Annotated in this window: 17 protein-coding genes; 5 read left to right on the forward strand and 12 right to left on the reverse strand. The window is 52.9% G+C overall.

The window, feature by feature from the left end:
* Positions 1-119: 119 nt before the first annotated feature.
* Both IX84_RS14620 and IX84_RS14625 read right to left on the reverse strand, forming a co-directional pair.
* Complete coding sequence (locus IX84_RS14620) at positions 120-1,265, reverse strand: cystathionine gamma-synthase (protein WP_044222242.1); 1,146 nt, start codon at positions 1,263-1,265, stop codon at positions 120-122.
* 147 nt (positions 1,266-1,412) lie between these two features.
* Positions 1,413-1,688 carry an HU family DNA-binding protein gene (locus IX84_RS14625; protein ID WP_044222245.1) on the reverse strand — a complete coding sequence of 92 codons (276 nt, stop codon included), beginning with the start codon at positions 1,686-1,688 and terminating at the stop codon, positions 1,413-1,415.
* Positions 1,689-1,885: 197 nt separating this feature from the next.
* On the opposite strand from IX84_RS14625, the gene IX84_RS32955 reads away from it, so the two are divergent.
* Complete coding sequence (locus IX84_RS32955) at positions 1,886-2,077, forward strand: hypothetical protein (RefSeq protein ID WP_152605072.1); 192 nt, start codon at positions 1,886-1,888, stop codon at positions 2,075-2,077.
* Between the two features lie 2 nt (positions 2,078-2,079).
* On the opposite strand, the gene IX84_RS14635 is transcribed toward IX84_RS32955, so the two are convergent.
* The 4 genes from IX84_RS14635 to IX84_RS14650 are packed head-to-tail and all read right to left on the reverse strand — an operon-like array spanning position 2,080 to position 8,464.
* The gene (locus tag IX84_RS14635; protein ID WP_052516021.1) at positions 2,080-3,393 is read right to left on the reverse strand and encodes an ABC transporter permease; all 1,314 of its coding nucleotides are present in this window, start codon (positions 3,391-3,393) and stop codon (positions 2,080-2,082) included.
* Positions 3,394-3,395: 2 nt separating this feature from the next.
* The gene (locus IX84_RS31040) at positions 3,396-4,814 is read right to left on the reverse strand and encodes an ABC transporter permease (RefSeq protein ID WP_052516022.1); all 1,419 of its coding nucleotides are present in this window, start codon (positions 4,812-4,814) and stop codon (positions 3,396-3,398) included.
* A gap of 13 nt (positions 4,815-4,827) precedes the next feature.
* The gene (locus tag IX84_RS14645; RefSeq protein ID WP_052516023.1) at positions 4,828-6,612 is read right to left on the reverse strand and encodes an ABC transporter substrate-binding protein; all 1,785 of its coding nucleotides are present in this window, start codon (positions 6,610-6,612) and stop codon (positions 4,828-4,830) included.
* Positions 6,613-6,661: 49 nt separating this feature from the next.
* Entirely contained in the window at positions 6,662-8,464 is a 1,803-nt protein-coding gene (locus IX84_RS14650; protein ID WP_044222251.1) for an ABC transporter substrate-binding protein, read from the reverse strand.
* 1,220 nt (positions 8,465-9,684) lie between these two features.
* Between IX84_RS14650 and IX84_RS14655 the strand changes: the two genes are divergently transcribed.
* Positions 9,685-10,587, forward strand: coding sequence for a TIGR01777 family oxidoreductase (locus IX84_RS14655; protein WP_044222254.1), 903 nt, complete (start codon positions 9,685-9,687; stop codon positions 10,585-10,587).
* On the opposite strand, the gene IX84_RS14660 is transcribed toward IX84_RS14655, so the two are convergent.
* Positions 10,584-11,489 carry a murein hydrolase activator EnvC family protein gene (locus IX84_RS14660; protein WP_044222257.1) on the reverse strand — a complete coding sequence of 302 codons (906 nt, stop codon included), beginning with the start codon at positions 11,487-11,489 and terminating at the stop codon, positions 10,584-10,586. The genes IX84_RS14655 and IX84_RS14660 overlap by 4 nt on opposite strands.
* A gap of 236 nt (positions 11,490-11,725) precedes the next feature.
* Between IX84_RS14660 and porW the strand changes: the two genes are divergently transcribed.
* Both porW and IX84_RS14670 read left to right on the forward strand, forming a co-directional pair.
* Positions 11,726-14,626, forward strand: a complete 2,901-nt coding sequence (gene porW / locus IX84_RS14665; protein ID WP_044222260.1) for a type IX secretion system periplasmic lipoprotein PorW/SprE — start codon at positions 11,726-11,728, stop codon at positions 14,624-14,626.
* Between the two features lie 146 nt (positions 14,627-14,772).
* A complete protein-coding gene (locus IX84_RS14670) occupies positions 14,773-17,760 on the forward strand; it encodes a DNA polymerase III subunit alpha (RefSeq protein WP_044222264.1) in 2,988 nt (995 codons plus the stop codon).
* Positions 17,761-17,764: 4 nt separating this feature from the next.
* On the opposite strand, the gene egtD is transcribed toward IX84_RS14670, so the two are convergent.
* The 5 genes from egtD to IX84_RS14695 all read right to left on the reverse strand — a co-directional run bounded on the left by egtD (position 17,765) and on the right by IX84_RS14695 (position 24,419).
* The gene (gene egtD, locus IX84_RS14675; protein ID WP_044222267.1) at positions 17,765-18,745 is read right to left on the reverse strand and encodes an L-histidine N(alpha)-methyltransferase; all 981 of its coding nucleotides are present in this window, start codon (positions 18,743-18,745) and stop codon (positions 17,765-17,767) included.
* A gap of 27 nt (positions 18,746-18,772) precedes the next feature.
* Positions 18,773-20,050, reverse strand: a complete 1,278-nt coding sequence (gene egtB, locus IX84_RS14680; protein WP_044222270.1) for an ergothioneine biosynthesis protein EgtB — start codon at positions 20,048-20,050, stop codon at positions 18,773-18,775.
* A 191-nt stretch (positions 20,051-20,241) separates the two neighbouring features.
* Positions 20,242-21,132, reverse strand: coding sequence for a hypothetical protein (locus IX84_RS14685; protein WP_044222273.1), 891 nt, complete (start codon positions 21,130-21,132; stop codon positions 20,242-20,244).
* A gap of 304 nt (positions 21,133-21,436) precedes the next feature.
* A complete protein-coding gene (locus tag IX84_RS14690) occupies positions 21,437-23,023 on the reverse strand; it encodes a glycoside hydrolase family 10 protein (protein ID WP_063978276.1) in 1,587 nt (528 codons plus the stop codon).
* Entirely contained in the window at positions 22,962-24,419 is a 1,458-nt protein-coding gene (locus IX84_RS14695; RefSeq protein ID WP_044222279.1) for a hypothetical protein, read from the reverse strand. The genes IX84_RS14690 and IX84_RS14695 overlap by 62 nt, the downstream gene beginning before the upstream one ends.
* A gap of 1,217 nt (positions 24,420-25,636) precedes the next feature.
* Between IX84_RS14695 and rpe the strand changes: the two genes are divergently transcribed.
* Entirely contained in the window at positions 25,637-26,311 is a 675-nt protein-coding gene (gene rpe / locus IX84_RS14705; RefSeq protein ID WP_044222285.1) for a ribulose-phosphate 3-epimerase, read from the forward strand.
* Positions 26,312-26,389: the final 78 nt, after the last annotated feature.

The raw sequence follows: 26,389 nt of genomic DNA on the forward strand, positions 1-26,389 counted from the left end.
TCAATGGAGCTACAGCCCCCGGGTGAACTTCAGGCACAGAATGAAGTTCGTAAAGCATAAAAAAAGGCTCCGGGGCATAACCCCGAAGCCTTAATTTTGTTGTTGATCCCGCCGGAGCCTTATAGCTGTGCCAGTGCCTGCTTCAGGTCCTGAATGAGGTCTTCGACATCCTCGACGCCTACGCTTAGCCGGATTAGTGAATCCGTGAGGCCTACTTTCAGGCGTTCCTCCCGCGGGATAGAAGCGTGCGTCATGGAAGCAGGGTGCCCGATGAGCGACTCCACGCCACCCAGTGATTCTGCGAGCGTGAAGATTTTGGTGTTGCTGAGCACTTTTACTGCGTGATCGAAGCGGTCATCTTTCAGATCAAAAGAGACCATGCCGCCAAAATAGCGCATCTGCTTTTTGGCAATTTCGTGACCAGGGTGGTCAGAAAAGCCAGGATAATAGACGTGGCCTACCTTCTCCGTTCCCTTGAGGACTTCCGCGATTTGTGCAGCATTGTGGCAAGCCCGTTCTACTCTGAGATGGAGGGTTTTGATGCCCCGTAGTACGAGGAAGCAGTCTTGAGGGCCAGGGACGGCGCCAACGGCATTCTGGAAAAAGTGGAACTGCTCCGCGAGCTCATCGCTGCCAGTGACCAAAGCGCCCAGGACCACATCAGAGTGGCCGCCCAGGTACTTGGTAGCGGAGTGCAGGACAATATCAGCGCCCAAATCCAGCGGGTTTTGCAGGTATGGAGAGGCAAAGGTGTTGTCTACGCAACTCAGGATGCCTTTTTCCCGGGCAATACCACAGACCGCTTCGATGTCCACGATGTTGAGCATAGGGTTGGTTGGTGTTTCCACCCAGAGAAGCCTGGTTTGATCCGAGATAGCAGCGCGCACCGCATCCAGGTCATTGAAGTCGACAAAGGTAGACTTAATGCCATAGCGCTCGTACACTTTGGTCATCAGGCGGTAGGAGCCACCGTAGAGATCGTTGGTGGAGACCACCTCATCCCCCGGATTGAGGAGTTTAAGTACGGCATCCATAGCCGCGAGGCCACTGCCGAAGCAAATACCATGCTTCCCGTTTTCCAGTGCAGCGAGGTTGTTTTCCAGTACGGTCCGGGTAGGGTTTTGAGTCCGGGCGTATTCATAGCCTTTGTGGTCGCCCGGTGCGCTTTGTGCATAGGTGGACGTTTGATAGATTGGTGTCATGACGGCACCGGTCACGGGGTCCGGGTGTACGCCGGCGTGTATGGTTTTGGTTCCGAATTTCATATGTAGGGCTGTGTACTTTCGGCCCGCTTGTAGCGGGTTGTGGTTTAAGAATGAAGAAAAGGGCAATCTGATAAGTATACCAGATTGCCCTTTTAGGACACCGGAGGCGTTAGCCGCCACCCGGTGTGTTATAAGACTTAGCTGTAATTAAGCGTTAACAGCGTCAGAGATTTCTTTACCGGGCTTGAATTTCACAACGTTCTTAGCTGCAATTTTGATGGTTTCACCGGTTTGTGGGTTACGTCCGCTGCGTGCTTCGCGGTGGGAAACAGAAAAAGTACCAAAGCCAATCAGGGTAACTTTGTCACCGCCCTTCAGTGAGTCAGTGATGCCATCGAGCACTGCGTTCAGTGCGTCAGTAGCCTGTGCTTTAGAAAGGTTCGCGCTGTCGGCGATTTTGTTAATAAGATCTCCCTTATTCATTTCTGAATGTTTTAATTAGTTAAACTTAACGTGCGGCAAATTTATGCGCTGGAACTGTCATTACCAAGTTTTGCTACTCAAAAAAAATGCGGGAAGCCAGAATTTTCAAGGGTTTTGGACGTTTTGGATATATCTTTGGAGCGAATTACATTTGACACTTGTTTATTTTTCTCCTGATCAGAATAAAATTTGCATACATGCGCCGAAGCTTATTGTTATTAGGATTTTGTACGGTTATGGCTTTTATGACGGTTACGACCTCTTCCTGCAACCGTAAAGCCGGGTGCCCGGCAGTGGAAAACGCTCATGTCAAACCTAACCGTAAGGGGGAGCTGCCCACACGGGGGGGCAAGTCGCAGCTTTTTCCAAAGAAGTTCTACAAAAATTAGGCCTACTGCTTCCGGCGGGGGTCCAACGCATCGGTAAGCCCTTCGCCGAGGAGGTTGAATACCGTGACCGTTGCAAAAATCGCCAGCCCGGGGAAGATCGCCAGCCACCACGCGGAGAATTTACTCCGGGCCAGGTTGAGCAGGGAGCCCCAGGTGACTTCTTCTGCAGCTACCCCTATGCCCAGAAAGGATAAAAAGGCTTCCATCAGTATCGCACTGGCGACCCCAAAGGCGATAGTGATGAGCACCGGCGTCAGAGCATTGGGAATGGCATGCCGGGCTATAATCCGCCATTCGCTGTAGCCCAGGGCTTGTGCCGCTTCAATGTACTCCAGGTTTCTCACCCGCAGAAGCTCTGCACGGATGAAGCGGGCGATTCCGGTCCAGCCAATCAGCCCGATAATGGCCATAATGTAAAAAACCGATTGTTCCTCAATGATGGCTACGATGCTCAGAATGAGCAGGAGCCCGGGGATAGAGTTGACCACTTCGATCAGCCGCATCACTCCGAGGTCAAGCGGAATGGTGATGGGTTGCGACCAGACTCCCTTGCCTTTCAACCACACCGCAAGCAGATTGACCAGGCTCATAATGGCGATAATGAGGACCAGGCTCTTGAATATTTCCCAACCAAAGGTGCCTTCACTTAGGGCAAAGGACCGGGCCTGAAAGCCATAGAAGTAAGCCAGAAAGACCCCCAGCCCGTTTAGAACCAACCGAATCCGGCTAATGCTGAACCGCTCATCTCCAAAGTAGCCGGCCAGTGCGCCGAGGAAGATGCCGATCAGCGCTGCAATACTCATCGCTACGATACCAACGAGCATAGCTGTGCGGGTGCCGGCAATCATCCCGGCAGCCACATCTCTGCCCAGTTGGTCGGTGCCGAGCCAGTGCCGGAAGCGGGTGGAAGGCACATCCTGCTCATCGCCCGGAGCTACGTAGTTGCGGTTGTTCCGGTCCATCGTTTGGGCGGAGTAGGGGATAGGCGCCCAGATCACATAGTCGTACTCATGCTCATGCCAGCTATTCTGGAAAAAGCGGGCTTCCCAGCTGTCCAGCCCCAGCCCAACCGCATAGGAGCGGAGTACCGGGAAGTGCGACTCCTCGTCCAGCTTGGCGTATATCGGCTTTTCATTGGCGATGAAGTCGGCAAAGAGGGCAATAAACCCTAGTACGTACAGTACCCGCAGCGACCAGACCGCCATCCGGTTTTTCCGGAACTGCTGCCGCACGATCGACCAGTAGCTCTGCGGGGGAGCCTGCTGTTGGCTGAGGTGGTCAGCCAGTTCCTGTTCTTTGCGTACGCCAATCAGCATGGTTAATTCTTGTCTTTTCCGTAGGAGACCCGGGGGTCTGCCATTGCATAAAGGATATCAGCCACCAGTATACCGGTCATCGTCAGTATCGCAGCAAGCATTAATACGGTGTACACTACCGGCCAGTCGCGCTGAAAAATAGCATCAACGGTCAGTTTACCCATACCTGGTATATTGAAAATCACCTCAATCACCACCGAGCCGGCAAACACCGCTGGGAAGATACTCGCAAACATCGTGATAATGGGAAATAAAGCGTTGCTGAACGCATGTTTCCAGATCACCGGTTGCGCATTCAGGCCTTTGGCCCAGGCGGTACGGATGTAGTCTTGCCGGATCACGTTCAACATGCCGCCCCTTACCTGACGCGAAATAAAGGCCAGCGCACCGTAGGCCAGGCAAAAGACCGGTAGCACCAGGTGTGTGCCGGCTTCCACAAACCGCTGCCAGAATGGTGCCTCCGGCGGCAGGTCGCCCAGTCCCAGAGACGGAAACCAGTCCATACCGTACTCCGGCGTGGTAAAGAAAACCACCAGCATCGTGGCAATCCAGAAATTCGGCAGCGAATACAGCACGAAGAGCAGCAAAGTCGTCACACGGTCAAACGTACTGTCTTTCCAGACCGCCGAAAACACTCCAATCGGCACCGACAAAAGGTAGGCAATAAAAATGGCCAGGAGGTTCATCGTCAGGGTCCACCGCAGCGCATCCCCCATCTTATCGGCCACAGGCCGGCTGTCAATAAAGGATTCTCCAAAATCGAGGGTCAGAAAATCCGTAATCCAGTTGTGGTACTGATTGTCGAACCCGTACCATTTGATATCGGGGATGTAGAGTCGCCCGGGGCTGGCCTGAGCCTTAAGCTGACTATACGTTTCCTGCAGTTGGGCTACCGAAGTGCCGATGGTTGCCTGCAGGGTGCTGTCTCCGGCGGTTTGGCTGGCGGCTTTGTCGAGCAGGCTGCTGATGCGCTCGTCTTTATAAGCCAGGTACAGCTGTTTGATGAGTGGGCGCACGGCACGAACGGCTTCGGTTTTGCCCAGGAGTTGTTCGGTACCTTGGTCTGCCTTTCGTATTGCATGATAGTAGTTGGAAATGGCTTCCCAGTTACCATACTGTTGAATGAGCTTGACCAGGTTTTCCCTTTCATCGCGCTTGAAGATGCGGTAGAGGGTGTCGGGGTAGGCCGCAGAAGACAGGCTCAGGTAAAAAACAGGCTTGTCCAGCCCCAGGTATTCGGACGTTTCCCGGTACACCCGGTCTGCGTCCCTTAGCTCACGCTGCAGTCCTCCACCCATATCACGGTTGCGCTGTTCCACCGGGTCGCCAGGTGCCATCTTGCTCAGCCCAAAGGCCAGCAAAGAGATGACCAGCAGGGTGGGCAGAAAAATCAACAGGCGTTTAAGCAGGTACTGCAGCATAAATGGCGGGCACCTAGCCCTCGGTTTTAAATTTTAATAATGCAGGGACGTAGCCCGGGAACACCGGTGTGATCGGGGCTTCCAACTCCTTATTAATGATAAGCCGGCCGGTCGGTACCAAAATGGGAATGATCGGCATAGACTCGTGGATTTTGGCCTGTAGGTCCATGTAGAGCTTTTTGCGCTCCTTGGGATCCAGGGTAACTTGTATACGGTCAATAAGCGCATCGGTTTCAGGAGTGGCAAAACCACTGCGGTCATCACCTTCGGAATGGTACTCCTGCTTGGGCTCCCAGGTGATGGGCTGAATGCCTTTGGCACCTGCCAGGAGCTCGAAGTCCCGGCGGCTGACATCTTCCATATTCACGTTGTGCTCCTGTGGGGTCAGGGTGATTTCGATGCCGGCTTTTTTGGCAGACTCCTGAAGCAGCAGCGCTACATTTTGAGAAACCTGCCGCCCGGCGGTGTACTTATATTCCAGCGATAATTCCGTGAGCACCCCGTCAATTTCTTTGTCCACAATACCATTATCATTACTGTCTTCCCAGCCGGCTTCGGTCAGCAGTGCCCGGGCCTTCTCCACTTCATAGGGGATAGGCTTAATGTCCGGGTTGTGGTAAGAAGAGGAAGCGAGTACGGAGCCGGTCGAAGGCTCTGCCAGCCCAGAGAAAGCCGTATTGATCATGCTTTCCACATCAGTGGCATAGGCCAAAGCCCGGCGTACCTTGGGATCTTCCAGTTTTGGAAGGCGGGTATTGACATAAATAAAGGCATGCACCAGAGAGGGTGGTGTGTAGAAGTCAAACTTTTCAGCTACAAAAGCCGTCTCCTTTAATTCATTGAACTGCTCCGGTGCAGTATTCGCCAGCACATCAAGCTGCCCGTCCTTCAGGGCAGCCACCGCTGCGGTCTGATCCTGAATGGGGCGGAAGATCATTTCCTGCGGATAGGATTCCATGACAATGCCTGCGCCTTCCACCTGATCGCCCCACCAGTCTGCTTTGCGCTCGAGGACCAGCCGCTGACCAGTTTCCCAGCGCACCAGCTTGTAGGGCCCGCAACCATTCACACCTTCCGGCTCCCGGCTGAAAAAGGGGCTGGTGAACTGCTCGGCAAATTGGTTGATCTTTTCGTTGCTTTCGGCGAGGGCTTTGGCTTTCTCGGTATCCATCAGGTCGGGCAGGGGGATGTCCGCCATCAACCCGAGGGAGTCATAATGGTGCATAGGCAGCACGGGCAAAGCTGCGCTGATTGCTTCTTCCCCAATGATGTACTTTTGGTCGGAGTAGACCGTGAACCGCTTCGGGTTTTCCGCATCTATCTCTACTTCTTTAATAAAGGACAAATAAACGCGGTAGGGCGCAGCCGGCACTTTGGGGTTGAAGGTGGCTTTCATGGTGAACAGGAAGTCCTCTGCCGTCACCGGGCTGCCATTGTCCCAAACGGCTTCCGGGCGGATTTCGAAGGTGTAGGAAACGCCGCCGGCGTAGGGGTCTTCTTCCAGAATTTTCACTTCAGGCGCGCTCACGGCAAGTGCGGGTTCCAGCTCCAGGGTGGTGGGGTTGAGCCGCTGCAAATAGGAAAAGGTGGCACCAATAATGGTATTGGAATAATTGCTCAGGGTCAGCACGGGGTTGAGCTGATCGGGCTCCGCATCCAGTTGCAGGCTTACCGATTCAGGGGCAATGCCTTGGTTCGTTTGGGCGGTATCGGATGCCGGATCGGGATCACTGCCACAGCTAAAGAAGCCAATCAATAGAGCAAACAACAAGAAGCGGAGGGTATAACGTAAAGTCATGTGGTCGGTTTTTAGATTGAATTGGGGCGAATTAAGGTAAAATAGGTAATTATTGGGGCGCTACATCCCGCAGAACAAAGTCCTGAACAAAAAAGCCAGGCCTTCGCGCGGAGGCCATCGCTTCGAATCGTTTGCTGATGGCAATGCGTTCCAGTGGCGAAAATAGGAAAATGTAAGGCTGCTCTTCGTATATCAGCTCCTGAAATTCGAGATAAAGCTCGCGGCGCTTCTGCTCGTCCAGGGTTACCTGTATCGCTTCGATGAGCCGGTCGGCTTCTTCATTGCGGAAGCTGACGCGGTTGCCACCGGACGGGGTGTCGCTTTCCGAGTGCCAGAGCTGCTTGGGGTCATCGGGTATAGGGGCTTGCCCCCAGCCGCTGGAGTAGATTTCGTAATCGCGCTTTTTGACCTGGTCGATCAGCACGGTAAATTCTTTGGGTTCGATATTAATGCTTACGCCGGCCCGTTTGGCATTATCCTGAAAGAGGAGGGCCTGGTTGTTGGCAAATTTGCTGGCTGAGCTGATGATATAGTCCAGCTCCAGTTCGGTAAGTACGCCGTTGAGGTTTTTATCTACGATACCATTGCCATTGGTGTCTTCCCAGCCGGCTTCTGCCAGCAAGCTGCGCGCCTGTTCCGGGTCAAAGGGGATGGGGGGCAGCTCGTCATGGTAATAAGGCTTGGTAGGGTGGAAGGGGCCCACAGTGCGGGTGGCCAGGCCGTTGTAAAGGGTGTTGATCAGTTCATCCACGTCAAGCAGGTGGGCCAGCGCCCGGCGTACCCTTTTGTCTGCCAGTTTTGGAGACTTATTGTTGAGCCCGATGAAGTAGTATACGAGTGCCGGCGGCGTATGCAGTTCATAACGGTTGCTTACCAGCTCATTGTCCCTGAGGCCGACAAAGTCTTCGGCATCAATCTGGCTCGTCACATCAATCTGTTCGTCTTTAAGCGCAGCCAGCATGGCCGTCTGATCAGGGATAATCGTAAAAACCAACCGCTCCGGTGCCGCGCTAAGCATAGCGTAATCCGCCTGCAGTTCATCCCCCCACCAGTCAGTTTTGCGGGACAATTCAATTTTCTGCCCGGTTTCCCAGCCTTCAAAAGTGTAAGGGCCGGAACCGGAAACGAAGCCTTTTTCCCGGGAGTACTTAGGGCTGTTGAAAGCATCTGCAAAAGCCTGCAGGCCCGGGTCGGACTCCACAAGGCGGGCCGCTGCCTCAGGGTCGGACAAGTCCGCCACACGGTATGGGCTAAGCAGGCCTTCCGGGTCATAAATATGGGCAGGCAGTACTGTCATATTGCTGATGGCAGGCTCGCCGAGTATATATTTCTTATTGGCATAAACCGTGAACGCTTTGGGGTTGTCAGCATTGACCTCCACCTCGCTGATGAACTCCAGGTAGGCGCGGTAGTGCGCGGCATTGACTTTGGGATTGAGAATGGCTTTGAGCGTAAAAGCGAGGTCATGCCCGGTGATCGGGCTGCCGTCATCCCAAACCGCGGTCTCATGTATTTCGAAAGTGTAGGCGACACCACCGGCGTTGGGGGCCTCAGTGATTTCTTTAACCACGGGGGGCGCTTTTGCCAGCTGCGGTTCCAGCTCCAGCGTAGTGGGGTTGAAGTGGAGGAGGTTCAGAAAGAGCTGCTCGTTCACCACGCGGGCGTAAGTGCTCGCCGCAAGTATAGGGTTCAGCCGGTCGGGCTCGGCAGGAAGCCGGGCGTAAACGACATTGTCTTTGCGCTTGAAATCCACTCCGGAGGCTTGCCCGCCGGAAGCAGGCGAACTGTCCTGGCAACGCCAAAGAAAAAAACTAAGCATCAGCAGTAGTACTGCGGGGCTGATTTTGATCATATTTTCAGATTCGTTCAAAGGAAGAATAAGCTTGGGACCTGCCCGAAATTAAAGGATTTGGTGAGTAATTTATAATTATTTTTCCGGAGGTGGCCTGGTAGGTATAACAAATTGCTCAAAACAGAAAGTGATACCGTAGATTATATACGCCATATGAAGTGGCCACTAGTTACCGGGGGGCAACCCTCTGCATTTAAGCGCAATGGCTGCTGGGGTAGAGCTTCCCGCTCTGCTCCAGCTTATCCAATAGAGGCAAACAGCAAATGCTGCCAGGCTATCAAAAGTGCAGTTTGTTATGCACACGGCGGCTTGTTAGCGGGCCAATCGCCTTGGTACGCCGGGGCGGAGTGGTGAACAAAACGGGTTTTTCTCAATCAGGTGTCTCAGATAAATGGCTGGTCAATTGGGGCTTGATCCCGGGCACGCTCTGCTGGCGAAACGGCCGGTTGTCCGGTCATTTACCGAAATGAATGGCCTTCACCCCCGACCCCCGCCATGGTTATCAATGTAACCCATACGGTCCTTGCTGCGCTCCAGAACTGCAAAACCCTTAGTGTATGTTTGGAGTAAACGAGAGTTGATAATCAAAGAGTTGTGGTTATGACTAAATGGAAAAATGCGCGTTTGGCGGGTCAAATAAGTATTTTTCCATGACGTTCCCGGTTTGACCGGGATTCACAAGACTTTGGTTATCAGCCGAAGTGCACCTCCAAACATACACTAATGTAAAAGTGGCGAGCAGTGCCCTAGGGGCAGTCCTGGATTCCGAGCGTTGCCGGTCGGTGTGGCTTGGGGGAATCATAACGCCGGGGGCTCTCCTTTCCCCCGGCGTTGTGTAAGCAGTACCTTAGCCGGGGTGGCTTGGGTTTTTACATTTCGTACCTGTCTGCCATGGCCAGCCAGGCAGGCCTATGGCACGAGGAGATGGAAGATATTAGTGGTTGCCTATATATTAGCCCCTATGAGGCATTGGCTGTGGCTGGGCTACCGGGAGGCGACCGCAAAGGTGCCGTGCTTTTGGGAGGCGCAGGCTGGTGCTCAACCTGAACCTTTTCTATTCGACGTAGCTTCAGCGAAGTCGAAAACCTTTCCCTGGCAATCCCAGGTAGAGGCTGCACCAGGAGGCTACCCTGAACCTTGCCTTTCAGGAATTGTTAAAAAACTACGCCAAGCCACGCAGTGCTCGGCATGGTTTACCTTCAAAACAAAAACCAACGGATATGTCTACAGTTCTCATCGGTGGCGGTACAGGTCTAATTGGGACACGGCTCAGCGCATTGCTCAAAGCAAAAGGGTACGAGGTGATGCACCTCAGCCGGACGGCCCGGCCTGATGCTGAATTCCCCGCCTTCGAGTGGGATGTTGAAGCGGGCACGATCGACGAGGCCGCTGTGGCAAAAGCGGATTATGTGATCAATCTGGCGGGGGCAGGCATTGCCGACCGCCCCTGGACCAAAGCCCGGAAAAAGCTGATCATCAGCAGCCGTGTCCAGTCCGCAGCTTTGCTGGCCGATACCTTCCAAAAACTGGGGCATCAGCCTAAGGCTTATCTTTCCAGCTCTGCGATTGGTTACTACGGTGACCGCGGCAACGAGTGGATGTCAGAAGATGCGGCGCCCGGCGACGGCTTCCTTTCGGAAAGTACACAGGCCTGGGAAGAAGCCATCAAGGGCGTGGCGGAAACAGGCGTGCGGACGGTTGGGCTGCGTATCGGGATTGTGCTGTCTACTCAGGGCGGCGCACTGGAAAAAATGCTCATCCCTTTCCGGTTTTACACAGGCACTTACTTTGGAGACGGCGAGCAATGGTACAGCTGGATCCATATTGATGATATCGCCCGGATGTTCATTTATGCGCTGGAAACGGAGACGATATCGGGTTTCTACAACGGCGTAGCGCCCAATCCGGTGACCAACAAACGCCTGGTTACCCAAATGAAGGAAGCGCTGAATTCCCCGGCTTTGATCGTGCCGGCGCCGGCTTTTGCCATGCGCTTAGCGATGGGCGAAATGGCGGATGCCGTACTGGACAGCACTCGCGTACTGGCGGATAAGATTCAGGCTACGGGCTTTACCTTTGAATATCCGGCCATCGACAAGGCGCTGGATCAGCTGCTGGGTTAAAATTTAATATACTCCACCGGGTCTACCGGCTTGCCTTTGTGCCAAAGCTCGAAGTGCAGGTGCGGCCCGTCCGACAGGGTCCCGGTATTGCCAATAATGGCAACAGCTTCCCCGGCTTTGACAAAACTGCCCGCCTCCTTCAGCAGCACGGAGTTGTGCTTGTAGAAGGTGATGGTATTGTTGGAGTGCTGAATGCCGATGGTGTTGCCGGTCTCAAGCGTCCAGTCGGAGAAAAAGATAAACCCATCCATCGCGGATTTGATCGCGGTGTTTTTAGGTGCCAGTACATCCACGCCGTAGTGTTTTTTGTCAGGCATGAAGGCGGCACTGATTTCTCCGGTAACGGGCGGGGAGAAAAACAACTGCTCCAGGGGCACATCGCCCGGAGAGAAGTTGATGGGGCGGCCACGGCGTGCCACATCTCCAATCTCTTTGAGTTCCAGTTCTTCACGTAGTTGTTCCTCCGCCTCTGAGCGTTCCACCTCCTGCAGGGAGTCCATGTGTACTTCAGGGCCAGCTTTTTGCTCAGCCTGTTCGGCGGTTTCCACATCTCCCACGAGCACTTTGCGGATATTTTCAGAATAGGCCCGCTGGGCGGCGAGCTGTTGCTCCAGCGACTGTACCTCATCGTATAGTTTTTCCACCTGCCGGCGGGCTTTGTCGCCTTCGCCGTAGCCGGGCACGTACTGGCGCAGCGGGGTAAAGGCAATGGCGGTCACCACCAGAAAAGCCACCAAGACCAGAATGGTGCTGGCTGCGACGTACACATTGAGCAGGGTAAGCCGGTAAGAGCCCACTTCTTCGAAGGTCTCGTTGTTCATGATGATAAAACGGTACGTATGCTGCAGGTTCTGCTTCGTCCGTTTCCACCACGCTTTGAATTTATCTTCGTTCGGAGCCATCTGTGTTTGTTGTTTCTTGCATCCGCCTGAATAACGCTGCCAGGCTGCTAAAATTTGACGCAGACCCACTCAAAAGGTTTGTAGTCTGTTAATAATAAAATAATTTTGGCTTTTGGCGTTTATTATACAGTTCCGGGTTCGCAAAGTTAGGCAGTGTCCACAGCGCCCGGAAGTAATTCGGCCTTTTTCTTTACAATTTGGCGCCCCGGCAGGCGCATTCGGAAAATAACAGGACTTTGAAACAGATCAATAAGATACTTTGGGTATTCCTGAGCATGGCGGTACTGGCAGCTTGTACCACCACCAAGAGCCGCAGCGATATGTCAGCGCTCAGCGAAGCCTACCACAATACAACGGCACATTATAATGGTTATTTCAATGCGGATGAGCTGATCATGCTCAGCCGGGCGCTGCTGGAACAGTCGCATACGGATAACTATACCAAGCTGCTGCCCATTTACAAACACCTGGCTGTGGAAGATGCCACCGTGGTCGCACAAGACCTCGATATCGCCATGGAAAAAGTGACGGTGGTGGTCAATCTGCACCCCTACAGCAAGTGGGTGGATGACTCTTACCTGGTCTTCGGCAAAGCCCAGTACTACAAGCGCGACTACGAAGCCGCAGAGGCGACTTTCCGCTTCTTTTCTAATGAATTTAGCCCGGAAGAAATGCGCAAAAAGGAGAAAAAAGCCGACGCCGCTAAAAAAGCCAGCAAGAAGAAAAAGAAAAAGAAGAAGCGCAAAAAGTCCCGCAGCAAGAAAAACAAGATGAGCAAGAAGAAGGCGCGGGCATTGAAAAAGTACAATAAGGCTGTCCGCAAAGCCCGTAAATCCGGCGGGCAGGCACCGGAAAAGCCGGCTATCCTGCAAAGTGGCAAAGACCAGGAAATGGCAGATGCCAAAGAGGAAAAGCGAAAGGAAAATGAAGCCGCCCTGGAGGAAGAAAATGCAGCGAACGATGATCCGAAGAAAAATCCGCTGAAGCATCAGCTGGCTTATCAGGAAGGCATGTTGTATTATGCCAAAACCCTTATTGAACGCGACAAGTTTGACGGCGCAGAACGGGTGATTCGGGAGCTGGAACAGGACCCGGGGACCTTCGCGGAGACCAAAGCCGAGTTGGCTGTTATCAAAGCGCACCTCTATATCTCGGAGGAGGCTTACGTAGATGCCCTGCCTGCTCTGGAGAACGCCATAGAAATGACGGACGATAAAGCGCTCAAAGCCCGCTACGCCTTCATCATGGCACAAATCTATCAGAAACTGGGCAACAGCCGCGGCGCTTATGCCGGGTTCGAGCAGGCCCTGAATTATCGGCCGGACTATGTGATGGCGTTCAACTGCAAACTGAATATGGCGCAGAACGCCTGGGCAAGCGGCACCGGAAGCGCACGGGAAGCACGCGCCAGCCTCGAAAAGCTGCTCAGAGAAGAGAAAAATGCCGAGTTTAAAGATCAAATTTACTTTGCGCTGGCAATGATTGCGTTCAAGGAAGGCGATCAGGCGGAAGGGGTGCGCAACTTGCAGCTGTCCCTGCAGCATGATTCGGGCAATCAGGGGCAGAAAGCCGAAGCCTACGTGACACTGGCCGACTTCTACTATGAGGGAGAGTCCTATGTGAAAGCCAAAAATTACTACGACAGCACTCTCATGGTAATGACGGAACAGGACGAGCGCTACAAGCGGGTCAAAGGCATGGCCAGCAGCCTCACAGATATCGCCAAAAACCTGGAAATCATCGCCCTGCAGGACAGCCTCCTGACCATCAGTCAGATGACGCCGGCCGAGCAGGAAGCCCTGGCACTGGAAATTAAGAAAAAACAAGACGAGGCCCGCCGTAAGCAATTGATCGCACAAGCCAATCAACAAGCCAATCAGCGTTTTGGCAACCTCAATAACCGGGTGAATGCGTCTGCAAGCCTGGGCAGCGAAGAGAGTTCCTTTTTTGCCTACGACGACCGCAGGCAGAAGCGGGGTATCCGGGATTTTCAACGGGTTTGGGGCACCCGCCCGCTGGAGGACAACTGGCGGCGCTCAGCAGCAAGCTCCAACGACATTATCGAGGAAATCGGCTCCGATGACGGTAGCGATATACTGACGGACGAGGAGATCGAAAAACTCCTGGGCGCAGTCCCTAAAACCGAAGGCGATATCGCAGCGGCTGAAATTCAGCTGCAGGAAGCCATGTCCAAACTGGGCGCCCTGTACCGGGAACGCCTCGAAAACTACGATCAGGCCGTGGCCGTACTGGAGGGGCTCAACGAGCGCTTCCCTGGCAATACCTACGAGCTGGATTCCTGGTATCAGCTCTATCTGGCGTACACGGATATGGGCAACAACGAGAAAGCAAGGTATTATGCCGATAAGATTTTGGAGAAATACCCGAATACCGCCTATGCGCTAATCATTAAAAATCCAAACTACGCTGAGGAGCTCGTGAAGGAAGAACGGGAGCTCAACCGCTACTACGATGAGACCTATGCCGCCTTTACTTCCGGTAACTATCGCCTGGCATTTGACCGCAGTCAGCAGGCTAAGGATAAATTTGGGGCAGCTAATCCGTTTCAGCCCAAGTTTGCCCTGCTTTCAGCCATGAGCACCGGCAATATGGAAGGTAAGGAAGCCTACGTGGAAGCGCTGCGCAAAGTCGTGGCCCGCTACCCTGACACGGAAGAGCAACTGCGTGCCCGTGAAATCTTGCGCCTCCTGGGCGAGACGACTACGAGCCTGCCTGCCGGCGCAAAAGAGGAAATCGAAGCCTTTACACAGGAAGACGACAAGCTGCACTACACCATTATCGCCTTCAAAGATAAAGAAGTGAGCCTGACAGATGCTAAAGTGAAGGTATCAGACTACAATGAGAAGTATCATAAGCTCGACCGTATCCGGATATCCAATATTTATCTGGGCACAACAGCCGATGACCGTATTCCCATCCTCGTGTTGCGCCGCTTTAAGGATAAGCAGGATGCGATGAAGTACTATAATGGCGTACAGCGCAATAAGAGTGAATTTGTTGATGGAGGGGTGGAGTTTGAGCTCTTCCCCGTCACACAGAACAACTACCGCGAAATCCTCAAGCAGCGTAAGATCGACGGGTACCGGTTGTTTTTCCAGCAGTATTACCTCAACTAGCGCGTCAGCCCGATTCCGATACCCGGATCATCCCGGCTTCTGTATATTGATCAGGAGCCGGGATTTTTTTGAAGAATCCCGGGAAGAAAGTTTTTGTTTCAAACAATAACTTTAAATTAGCGAGCCGAATACTATGAGAAAAACGTATGCTGCTCAACGCCCATACCTACTACAGCCTCCGGTATGGCACCCTGCCACCGCCCGCCCTGACTGAACGCGCTGCACAGTTGGGCTACACGGCTATGGCACTCACGGACATCAACAATACCAGCTGCTCATATGAGTTTGTCCGCTGCTGCGAAAAAGCCGGCATTAAACCTGTTTTGGGGCTGGAGTTCCGTAAAGAAGGGCGCTGCCTGTACATCGGTCTGGCCCGCAACCGGGAGGGGCTTCGTGAGCTCAATCAGTTCCTGAGTGAAGCCTCAATTGAGGGTCGGCCGCTGCCCGAAGTGGCTCCGCCCATGCAGCATGCTTACATCATCTATCCCCGCCTTGTCAAGCCCATTCAGGTGTTCCGGGAGGAAGAGTTCCTGGGGGTCCGCCCGGAGCACGTAGCCCGGCTTTTTGGGCACGAACTGCTGCAGTATAAAAACAAATTGGTGGCACTCAGCCCGGTCTTTTTTGCAGACAACGAAGGGTTTGAGCTCCACCGCCTGCTGCGGGCGATCGATGAGAATACCCTGCTGAGCAAGCTGACGCCCAGGCAAACGGTCAAGGCTTCTGAGCGCCTGATGCCGCCCGAGCAGCTCCGTGCCTTCTATAAAACACAGCCCTACCTGATTGAGAACGCCGAACGCCTGCTCCAATCCTGCGAAGCAAACCTGCGCCCCGGGCTACACCTCAACCGCCAAACCTTTACCGGGAGCAAAGCAGGTGATTTTAAACTACTCGAGAAGCTGGCCCTGAATGGGTGCGAACGCCGCTACGCCCACCTGGGTACGGACACTCCGGCCTACCGCAGTACGCTGGAGCGGGTCAGGCGGGAGCTAAAAGTGATTGAGCAGCAGGACTTTTGTGCTTACTTTCTCATCACCTGGGATATTGTGCGTTACGCTGCTTCAGCCGGGTATCACCACGTGGGGCGGGGGAGCGGGGCGAACTCCATTGTAGCCTACTGTCTGCGGATTACCGACGTAGACCCCATGGAGCTGGGGCTATACTTTGAGCGCTTTATCAACCCGCACCGCACCTCGCCCCCGGATTTCGATATCGACTTTTCCTGGGATGAACGGGATGATGTGACGGACTACATTTTTAAGCGCTACGGACGGGACTACACGGCTCTGCTGGCCACCTACTCTACGTTCAAAGGGCGCTCTATTGTCCGCGAACTAGGCAAAGTATATGGCTTGCCAAAGGCAGAGATCGACAAAATCGTAGCTGCGCCCTTCGAACCAGAGGAGCATCATGAGCTGGCAGGCAAAATCGTCCACTACGGCCGTAAGCTGGAAGGCTTCCCCAACCACCTGTCGATTCACGCCGGGGGCATTGTGATTTCGGAAGAGCCGATTTATTATCAGACCGCACTGCAATTGATGCCAAAAGGCTTTCCAATCACCCATTTTGATATGTACCACGGCGAAGACCTGGGCTTCCATAAGTTTGATGTGCTCAGTCAGCGGGGGCTCGGGCATATCAAGGATGCGGTAGACCTGATTAAGCAAAACCGGGAGCAGGCAGTGGACATTCACGACATCCCCCGCCTCAAGTCAGATGAGCGGGTGAAGGCGCAGCTACGTTCCGGGGACTGCATGGGCTGTTTTTACATTGAATCGCCGGCCATGCGGGGCTTGCTTAAGAAGCTGCAGTGCGACAACTACGTGCACCTGGTGGCTGCCAGCTCCATCATCCGGCCGGGCGTGGCCAAGTCGGGCATGATGAAGGAGTACATCCGCCGCTTTCACAACCCCAATGGTTTTGAATACCTGCACCCGGTGTTTGAAGAACAACTGGGTGAAACCTTCGGCGTGATGGTCTACCAGGAGGATGTCATGAAAATCGTGCACCACTTTGCCGGGCTGGGGCTGGACGAAAGCGATGTGCTGCGCCGTATTATGAGTGGCAAGAAGTCTAAAGGCGACACCTTTGAGCGCCTGCAGCGAAAGTACTTCGGGAATTGCCGGGCAAGGGGGCACCCGGAAGACCTGGCCAAAGAAGTGTGGCGGCAGGTGGAAAGTTTTTCCGGGTATTCTTTCTGCAAAGCTCACTCTGCCAGTTTTGCGGTCGAGAGTTTTCAAAGCCTGTACCTTAAAGCCTACTTTCCGCTGGAATTCATCGTGGCGGTGATCAATAATTTCGGAGGCTTCTACCGCTCGGAGTACTACTTTCACGAAGCGCGGCGCTGTGGCGGGCGGGTGCATGCCCCCTGCGTCAACCACAGTCAGTACCTGACTACGCTGGACGGGGAGGACATCTACATCGGTTTCGTGCACCTCCACCAAATGGAGCAGCAGGTGGCCCACCGCATCGTACATCAGCGGGCGCAGGGCGGTGCCTTCCGCGGATTGTCTGACTTTCTAAATCGCGTCGAAATTGGCAAAGAGCAGGTCGATTTGCTCATCCGCATCGGTGCCTTTCGTTTTACCGGGCAAACCAAACAGGAGCTGATGTGGGAACGGGTAGCACTGTTTCAGCCACCGGGGCAGGAGCGCCATACCATGAGCCTTTTCCCGCAGGAATACGAAGAGGCGGAAACCACCGCCCGTCAGTTTCTGTCTGGAGGCAAAGCAGGTGCCCCTGAGCCTTATGCCGATGCAATAGACGAGTTGGAGCTCCTTGGTTTCCCCCTATGCCCGCCCTTCGACTTGCTGGACAGGCAGTTTTTCACAGATACCATTTCCCAGTCGGCTCGCCTGGGGGAGCTGGAAGGGCGGATCGTCCGGGTACTGGGGTACTACGTTTGCAAAAAAGACGTGCGCACCAGCAAGGGCAAACTGATGGCTTTCGGATGCTGGATTGGGCAGGACGGGCACTTCTTTGATACCGTCCACTTTCCACCCACCCTCAAACGATCGCCCTTTCGGGGCAAAGGCGTCTACAAAATCGAGGGCAGGGTAGTCCTTGAGTTTGGCTTTCCGAGTCTGGAGGTGGTCCGGATGTCCTTTCTGGGCTGGGGCAATGCTGTGGTGGAGTAAGAGTTTAAACCTTACACCAAAGGCTGTCTACAAAGTAGCCCTGATCATCAGTGAAGTGCTGTTCAACCTGAAACCCTGCTTCCCGGGCCAGGCTTTCAATTTCCGGCAGGCTGTACTTTTGGCTCAGCTCTACATTGATGGCCTCCCAGGCATCAAAGTGGAAAGACCGGTTGAGGGCTTTGATGAAAACGTGCTGTGCCTTCTCACTCACCAAAAAGCTGCGCGTGGCTCCGGTTACCGGGTCGTAAGACTCCCAGTGCCGGAAGTCCTGCACATTGAAATTGGCACCCAGTTCCCGGTTCATGCGCTCCAGAAGATTGAGGTTGAAGGCAGCGGTGATCCCAGCCGGGTCATTGTAAGCACAGAGAATGACGTCGGGGTCTTTCTTCAGGTCAAAGCCAATGAGCAGCTTGTCGCCGGGGTTGAGCTCATCTTGCAGGTGTCGCAGGAAAGCAGCGGCTCTTTTTTGCGGGTAGTTGCCGATATTGGCGCCCAGGAAGAGGACGACCTTGGGCGTGGCATCGGTCTCTTTTACTTCGTGCAGTACTTTGAAGTAGTCGCCGGGTAAGGAGTGGACTTTTAGCTCAGGTAGTTCCTCGCGGAGGCGCTGTTCGAGCTCCAGCAGTACATTTGGTGAAATATCCACCGGCTGGTACTCGAAGTCGACTGATTGTTCCATAAAGTAACGGAGCAGTACCCGGGTTTTGTACCCGTCGCCGGCCCCCAGCTCCAGCAGATGGAAGTGTTCGAGCCCGATAGCGTTAAGGATTTGTGCTTTCTGCTGCTCGAAGATGTCCAGTTCGCAGTTCATCAGGTAGTATTCCGGCATATGCATGATGCGCTGGAATAGCTGATCGCCCTGCTCATCGTAAAAATACATGGAGGGCAGCTGCTTGGGGGTTTTCGACAGCCCGTGAAGCACATCTCGGGCGAATGCAGAAAGTTCAGCCGTAGTGATTGCTGTGGAAGCAGTATTAGAAGACATAGGTCTGGTTTTTTTGAGGTTTTGGTGTTATTTAGCCAGGCGCAGCCCGGTGAATTGCCAGCGTTCCTGCGGATAGAAGAAATTGCGGTAGCTCATCCGGATGTGCGAGCGCGGGGTAACGCAGGAGCCGCCCCGGAGCACCATCTGATTGACCATAAACTTACCGTTGTACTCGCCCAGTGCGCCTTTGAAGCGTGGGTAGTTGGGGTAGGGGAGGTAGGCACTGCTGGTCCACTCCCAGGTATTGCCCAGCATCTGAAAATCCTGGCTATTGACCGGGGCAGTAGGGTGGAAACGCTCTGATTCCACAAAGTTTGCTCCTTCCGGAATGCCCTGGCAAAGCAGGCGGCAGGCGGCTTCCCACTCTTGCTCTGTAGGCAGGCGCACGCCCTTCCAGTTGGCAAAGGCGTCCGCCTCGTAGTAGTTGATATGGGTGACGGGGGCATTGGGGTCCACCGGTTGCAGCCCCTGCATGGTATAGTGCCACCAATTGCCCGCTTGTTCGTACCAGTAGAGGGGGGCTTTGACCTCCTGTTCCTGTACCCAGCTCCAGCCATCGTCCAGCCAGTACCCGAATTGCTCGTATCCGCCATCGGCCATGAAAGCCATGTACTCTCCGTTGGTAATCAGCCGGTTAGCGATGGCGAAGTCGTGCAGGTAGGTTTTGTGCGCGCCCTGCTCATTGTCCCAGGAGAACCCTTCTCCCTGATGCCCGATGGTGTAGATGCCTTCCTTTACCTGAGTGAAAGACAGTGGCGCAGGCTCAGGAGAGGTTACGGCTGTATAGTCTGTCTGATAAGGCTCATGCATCGGGTTGTGCCCCAGGATGTATTTGATGTCCGTGACGAGCAATTCCTGGTGCTGTTGTTCGTGTTGCAACCCCACCTCCAGCAGCAGGGCCAGGTCTTCGGGCAGGCCATCTTGTGCATATTGTTCGAGAAAGCGGGACATATGCTCGTCCACATATTCGCGGTAAGCCTTGATGGTCTCCAAAGAGGGGCGGGTCAGATTACCGCGCTTATCGCGCAAAATCCGTGGGCCCTGGCTTTGGTAATAGCTGTTAAAGCAATAGTTCAGCGCTTCATTGAACCGTTGGTAGCCCTCCATTTGCTCCGCCAGGATGAAGTTCTCAAAAAACCAGGTGGTATGGCCAAGGTGCCACTTGGGCGGGCTGACGAATGGTACAGGTTGCGCCACATAGTCCTCTGTCTGTAGAGGCGCACAGATATTAAAGCTTTGCCGGCGAATAGACTGGTACCGGTCGAGGAGGGTGCCTGCTGAGGCAGGTGTCGCGTGCAAGGTCATAAAATTTGTTGAGTTGGGTACGCATTTGTAAATGCGAAAAGCGGCGGTTTGTTTGCAGGTCCTGCCTGCGGATTGGTACGAAAACCGGGATAAATGGTAAATATCGCGGTGGAGGCCAGAAAAGAAAAAGGCCCACCACTCCGAAGAGGTGCGAACCTTCTTTCCGTCTCGGGGAAAAATTCAGCTGTAATTTAAGCTTTTACAGCGGTTTCTTCAAGTATTTCGAGGGATGCTTCGATGCCCTCTTTCAAAAACTGATCTGTAAGTTCGTACTGCGCAGTGCCTTCCTTGAGCTTGGCAATGGCAGAAGCCTTCAGAATGGCTCCTTTCCAGTCCGTGTCGGTTTTCCATGCGCCACCCTCAGGAAGACTGGGCAGGCTATCATAACTGATGTTGTCTTTCTTTGCCCAGTGATTCACATAAAAATAGGGCTCGTCGCACAGATTATCGGCTGGTGCAAAACCAATGCCTACTGTTTTTTCCGGGTTGCTGGTGTCATCGAACCTGACAGTAATCAGGCTGGCGGTATCAAAATGATGGGGCCAGGTAGCCACCTCGCTGGCATATTCGTACATCTTGGCAATTTCGCGGAGTACCAGGCTGGCGTTATGCCGGTACTTGGCAAGTTCTCTGTGGTCTTCGGGCGATATCATCAGGAATGGAGCCCCTTTGTCAAGGTCATGTTCTGGCAATTGATAGTGGTCGATAGGCTGTACATCTTCCCCACTCAGTCCCATTGCTCGCGCCTGCGTGCGCACAAAGCTAAGGGCGGTGCTTTTGGTTTGCCCGGACAGCGGGAAAACGCCCATAGTGTTTTCATTTTCGTTGATCATGCGCAGCTCGAACTTGTCATAAACGAGCGCCAAACGGACACGCCGCTTCAGGTTGACTTCCTGTGAAGCCAGGGCTTTGATATCGGGCACCCAGTTCAGGCTGGATTGGGAGTCATCAGAGGCTTTAGGGATCAGGCTGTTGCCAAAAGCTGCAACGCATTGTGATGCATGATGAAGCTGCTGCATCGCATTCACGAGGTTTTTTGGCGTCTCATTCGTTAGTTTTTTCCAGTTGTTAATCAATGCCATATAGTTTATTTTTTCTATTATTTTTAACACAGGGAAAGGGCTTTGGGTTTATTTTATGCACAAAATGAATCGTAATGATCTGTTTTTTGGCGAATTGATGTGCTTTTTATTAGCAAAGTTGTATAAATTGACATCCATCACCTTTCCTGGTATCAGCAGGGGAGCTATGGTTATCCGAAGGGAAAAGCGGCTGAAGCAGCCCTGCAGGCCATCAAAGCTTACCAGGATGATCACCCGAGTACCTTACCGGAAGTCTTGCTGGTGTGCTTCGATGAGGAAAAACACATCTTATATGTCCGCTTGCTTAACGCTTGAGCTCAGCCCTTTTACTGGGAGGGCCTTCCCGGTGCGTGCGGCTGATGCCCGTAACCATATAGATATAGGTATGCCCCGGTTCTGTAGTGTTGTCCATAAATTTGTACCGCCGTTTGCCCGTCCCAAAATGAGTAAGGTGCAAAATGTGCTCCGGTTGGTCTAAGTTTACTGGCTGATTGCCCTCGAAACGGTACACCACATAATAGTGTGGACGGTTTTTGCGGTCTCCTTTTCCAAATTTCCACTTGAGCAACGTTCCGTCCCGCCGGGTTTTGGCTTTCCGGAGCCGGGGAGCAGCGGGTACCGGACCTTCTTTATGCTGATGTGCGGGCAGCAGGGCAGGAGTGGCAAAAGCGGCCTGCAGGCTGTCACGCACCCCCAGGTCACCATATAGAGTGGATGCAGCACGGAAGAAAATGCCACCATCAATATCGGGGTTGCTTCGGCCCAGTTGGATCTGCCGGGGCAACTCATCCGGTAAGAGCCACTGCTCCATGTTATCACGCCCCACTTTATAGGCTGCATAGCCAACATAAAGCTTGGCCTTTCCTTTGTGCCGGCTCCACCAGCGCTGCAGCTCAGCGTGGTCTGCAACCTCGAAGCCAATATGCCAGTAGAGCTGTGGTACCAGATAATCGATCCAACCTTCCTCCGCCCAGCGTAGCGCATCTGCATAAAGTGCATCATAGGCACCGATGCTGGCCTGAGTGGCAGAGCCTCTGGGGTCTTCTGCCCGATTGCGCCATACCCCAAATGGGCTGACCCCAAATTCTGCGTGGGGGGCATGCTTTTCGAGCGTGGAGTCGACCATCTCAATCAGCCGGTTAACACTATAGCGCCGCCAGTCAGCGATCGTGTCGAATTGAGCTCTGCCATATTGCTCGAAGGCCAGGCTGTCGGGGAATGGCGTGCCCGCCACCGGGTAGGGATAGAAGTAGTCATCAAAGTGGATGCCGTCAATATCATACCGGCCGGCGATTTCAGCAACCACGGCACTCAGGTGCTGCCTTACCTGCGGCAGCCCCGGATTGAGGTAGTAGCGGTTGCCGTAAAGTACGACCCAGTCACGGTGCTGATAGAACACCTGATTGGGCGACAGTTGGGCGGTGTCGAGGTTCATGCTCACCCGGTAAGGGTTGAGCCAGGCGTGGAAATCCATACCCCGCTCGTGCGCTTCCTCTATCATAAACTTAAGGACATCGTACTCCGGGCTGGGCGGCAGGCCCTGCTTGCCAGTCAGGTAGGCCGACCATGGGGCATATGCAGAAGGGTAGAAGGCATCTGCTGCCGGGCGCACCTGAGCAACAACGGCATTGAAGCCGGTTGCTTTGAGCTTGTCCAGCAAATTGCGCCATTCCTCCTGATGGGCGGTGGGCCATGCAGAGGGAGACTTGGGGTAGTCAAGATTGAGAACGGTTGCGACCCAAACACCACGGAATTCACGCTTTAGGGGGCGGCCTGCCTGTCCGTAGAGCGTACTTGCCAGTACCAACAGCGGCAAGAGAAGGAATGAGTTAAGCCGTTGCTTTAGCGCCGGTATGGCATTCTTCCAGGAGCCAGTATTTATTGATGACATTTTCGCTGATTTCTATTTTGTCGCGAAGTTCGTCAATTTCTTTTTCAAAATCCTTACGGGAGTAGGTCGAAGCACTGTGCTTGATAAGGACCAGCTTTTTGGCAAAGCGGAGGAAATTGGTGTAGCCTCGCTTTTGCTCCACGGTCATCTTGCGGTTGCGAATGACGTAAATGCGGAACGTTTCAATGAGTGAGAGCAGGGCTTCGGTATCCTGCAGGGCATAGTAGGTGCGCAGGAGGAGGAAGGTGGTGCTCAGGTGGTATTTGACATCTGTAAACTGAACAAGAAGGAGGGCCGAAAGGGCTTCTTCGTACAGGCCTTTGTTGTAGTACAAGTTACCGAGGTTGTAATTATAGGCGTTCTCCTTACGATGGGCCGGGAGCTTCTCCTGGTATTCCTGCAGGAAGTTTTCGGTCCATGTGAATTCCTTGAGCCGGGCGCCAAGGGTTGCAATGTTCTTGTAGTCCCACTCCGAAATCAGGCCTTTGTCCAGCAAAAGATCCTGTTTGAGCCCTTGCTTATAAAGTTGGAATAATTCTACCTGATAGTCCCGGTGGCCGGCATTGATCATCCGGATACAATAATTATAGGAGAAGCTATAGAGGTCACGCCCTTCGGTTTCGGAAAAGGACTTCATATTCTCCGCCAGCATCCGCTTCATCCGCTGATAGTGGTCAGGGTTGTCTTCCTCCAGCATACTCATAAGGGCGGTGTGATACATCACGATTGAGTATTCATCCTCGAAGTCCGGCCAGTTGGCCCGTAAGTGCTCCAGCAGCTCGTTCAGCATTCGGAAATTATAGGAGGTATTAAGGATAAGCGAGTTGGCTGTCAGGTGGCAACAGTTGCGGAGCTTTTCGAGCATATAGTACTTGTCAAGCTCGTCGAGCATACTTTGAAAAGTGTTGGTTTCGGCCCGGTCAAAATAAGTGCCGCTGTAGTAGCCCAGTGCATGATTGAGCCGGTAGCTGGCCTGGAAGTACTCCGAATTGTGTACGGGGTCTTTTTTTAGCTTTTTCATCAGTTGCTTGCCCCGGTTGGTCATGATATCGAACTGATGGTTGTCGAAGGCTTCTTCAAGTGTGAAGATGGACTCGAGGTACCTCTGTTTTTCTGTATATTCTGCTGCCATAAACCGATAGTACAGCTTGTTGAGATAAGACATCACATTGTACAGTTGCTGCTCATTGAAGCCCTCGCCCGGGAACAGGGCTTTGTAGGCGCGTTCTTTGGATAGCCCGCTGGGCCGCCCGTCAAGTTTTTTGAGGATGAATTCCAGAAGGGCGGTCGTCCGGTCGTGCTGATTGAAGTAGGGGGAGTTGACAAATTGACGAAAGCGCTCCCGCTTCTTGGCAGGTAGTTCACGGATGTGCTGTACGAGGCGGCTCTGATACATAGGTTTTAAATTAAAAAAATACAGAATTGGGCTTAGTTTTGTGTGGTAATTTGCTGTTAATCAGATTTTTGATTAATGGGTGTTCGTGTTTTATGGTCAGAAATATACGAAAATGTACTTATTTTACACATAAAATGATATCATATTTGTGGCGTACTCACAATGAAACACTATTTTAAACCTTATGCCGGTTCGACGTAAACAAGAACGGCAAAACTGATGGAAAAGGAGTGTAAAGGCACTGAGTTCCCTTTGCAGCTCGGCATCATCAATCGCCCCCCTTTCTTCTACCCCTTCGATCGCTATGTTCAGTACGCTTCTACCCAAACGCTTTGGCTACTTTTTTGCCAGTTTGACTGACAAGCATGTTCCTTTTAAGACTTGGAGCAAGCTTTGACCGTCTTTCTTATGCCGTTCTTCGCTGACGGTACAAAAATGCTGACTAGACCAGCATTAGAGTCAGTGTGTACTTCGCTGCAGCAATTGTTAAAACTGCTGAGGATGAGTATAAAAGCCAGTAAATCATTACTCATTAAGTCGAACGAATGTCTCAAGGTCCCCGTTCCGGGGGCCTTTTTTGTTATGCGCAAGGCTGTATTTCGAAAAAAAATCAGAAAAAACGAAGCGGAATGCAGGCTTAAACCCACTGTTTTTAAGAGCTTCAATAGGTATTTAGTGTGTTATGTATTTGAAAATCAGAAAGTTGTGTTTTTTGTTGATTTAGGTTTTAGTACAGTAATATTTAAAAATGTACTTAGCATCCCCCAAAAATTAGTTCACCTTTGTAATGTGATCGGAAAGCAATGGCTTTCAATGCAAGATCCAAAATCCTGATAACGACTTATAATCTCATGAACACGACCTGTTTTTTGAGCTAATGACAAATCATAATCTTTTTTCAGGAGCCTTCTTGCTGATGACAAATCATAATCAAACGACGACACTCAAAAGCATTCGGCTTACTACTAACAAATTATAATCCACACTTTTTAGTAGCCGAATCACTGCAAGCAATTGTAGTTCCACGAATAATGCAATTATAATCTCATGAATTTTTTGAGGGTGCCGATGGGCACCCTCCTTTTGGTATGTAGATAGCCTCTCAAAGCTCTTTTGGAACCGGTCCGTTGTGACCGGTTTTCTTTTTTGTACTCTATCCTAAATTGCCACATTTCCCCTATTCGTCCCTATATTCGCCTTTCTCAATCGTACAACCAATGAACCACATAATAGCACCCTCGCTTTTGGCGGCCGATTTTACCCGCCTGGCTGATGAAATTCAAATGGTCAATGATAGCCAGGCAGACTGGCTCCACCTCGATGTAATGGACGGCCGCTTTGTGCCCAATATTACTTTCGGGATGCTGCTCATTGACGCGGCGAAGCAACTCTGCACCAAGCCCCTCGACGTCCACCTCATGATCGTGGAGCCGGAAAAGTACGTGGAGCAGTTCCGCGAAGCCGGGGCAGACACCATCACCGTGCACCTCGAAGCCTCCCCCCATTTGCATCGCACGCTGCAACAGATCAAGGCAACCGGTGCCAAAGCAGGTGTAGCTATCAACCCGCACACACCGGCAAGCAGCCTGGAAGATATCATCGAGCTGGCAGACCTGGTCTGTGTCATGTCGGTCAACCCTGGCTTCGGCGGGCAGAAATTCATTTACAATACCATTCCCAAGATCCGGCGGATCAAAGACCTGATCACCGTGCGCAATACCGAAACACTCATTGAAGTGGACGGTGGGGTAGGGCTCCACAACGCCGAGAAAATCCTGCAGGCCGGTGCTGATGTACTGGTTGCGGGCAGCAGTGTCTTCAAAGCTGATGACCCTGCGGATGCTGTAGCGCGCCTGAAAGACATTGGGGGCGAAATACAGCGGTTCGCCTAAATAAAAAATGCCATCCGGCGTTCCCTTTTCAGAATGCCCGATTTGACGATCCCGCAGGGACCATCCTGCTCCACAACT

This window comes from Phaeodactylibacter xiamenensis, assembly GCF_000759025.1.
GTDB lineage: Bacteria > Bacteroidota > Bacteroidia > Chitinophagales > Saprospiraceae > Phaeodactylibacter > Phaeodactylibacter xiamenensis.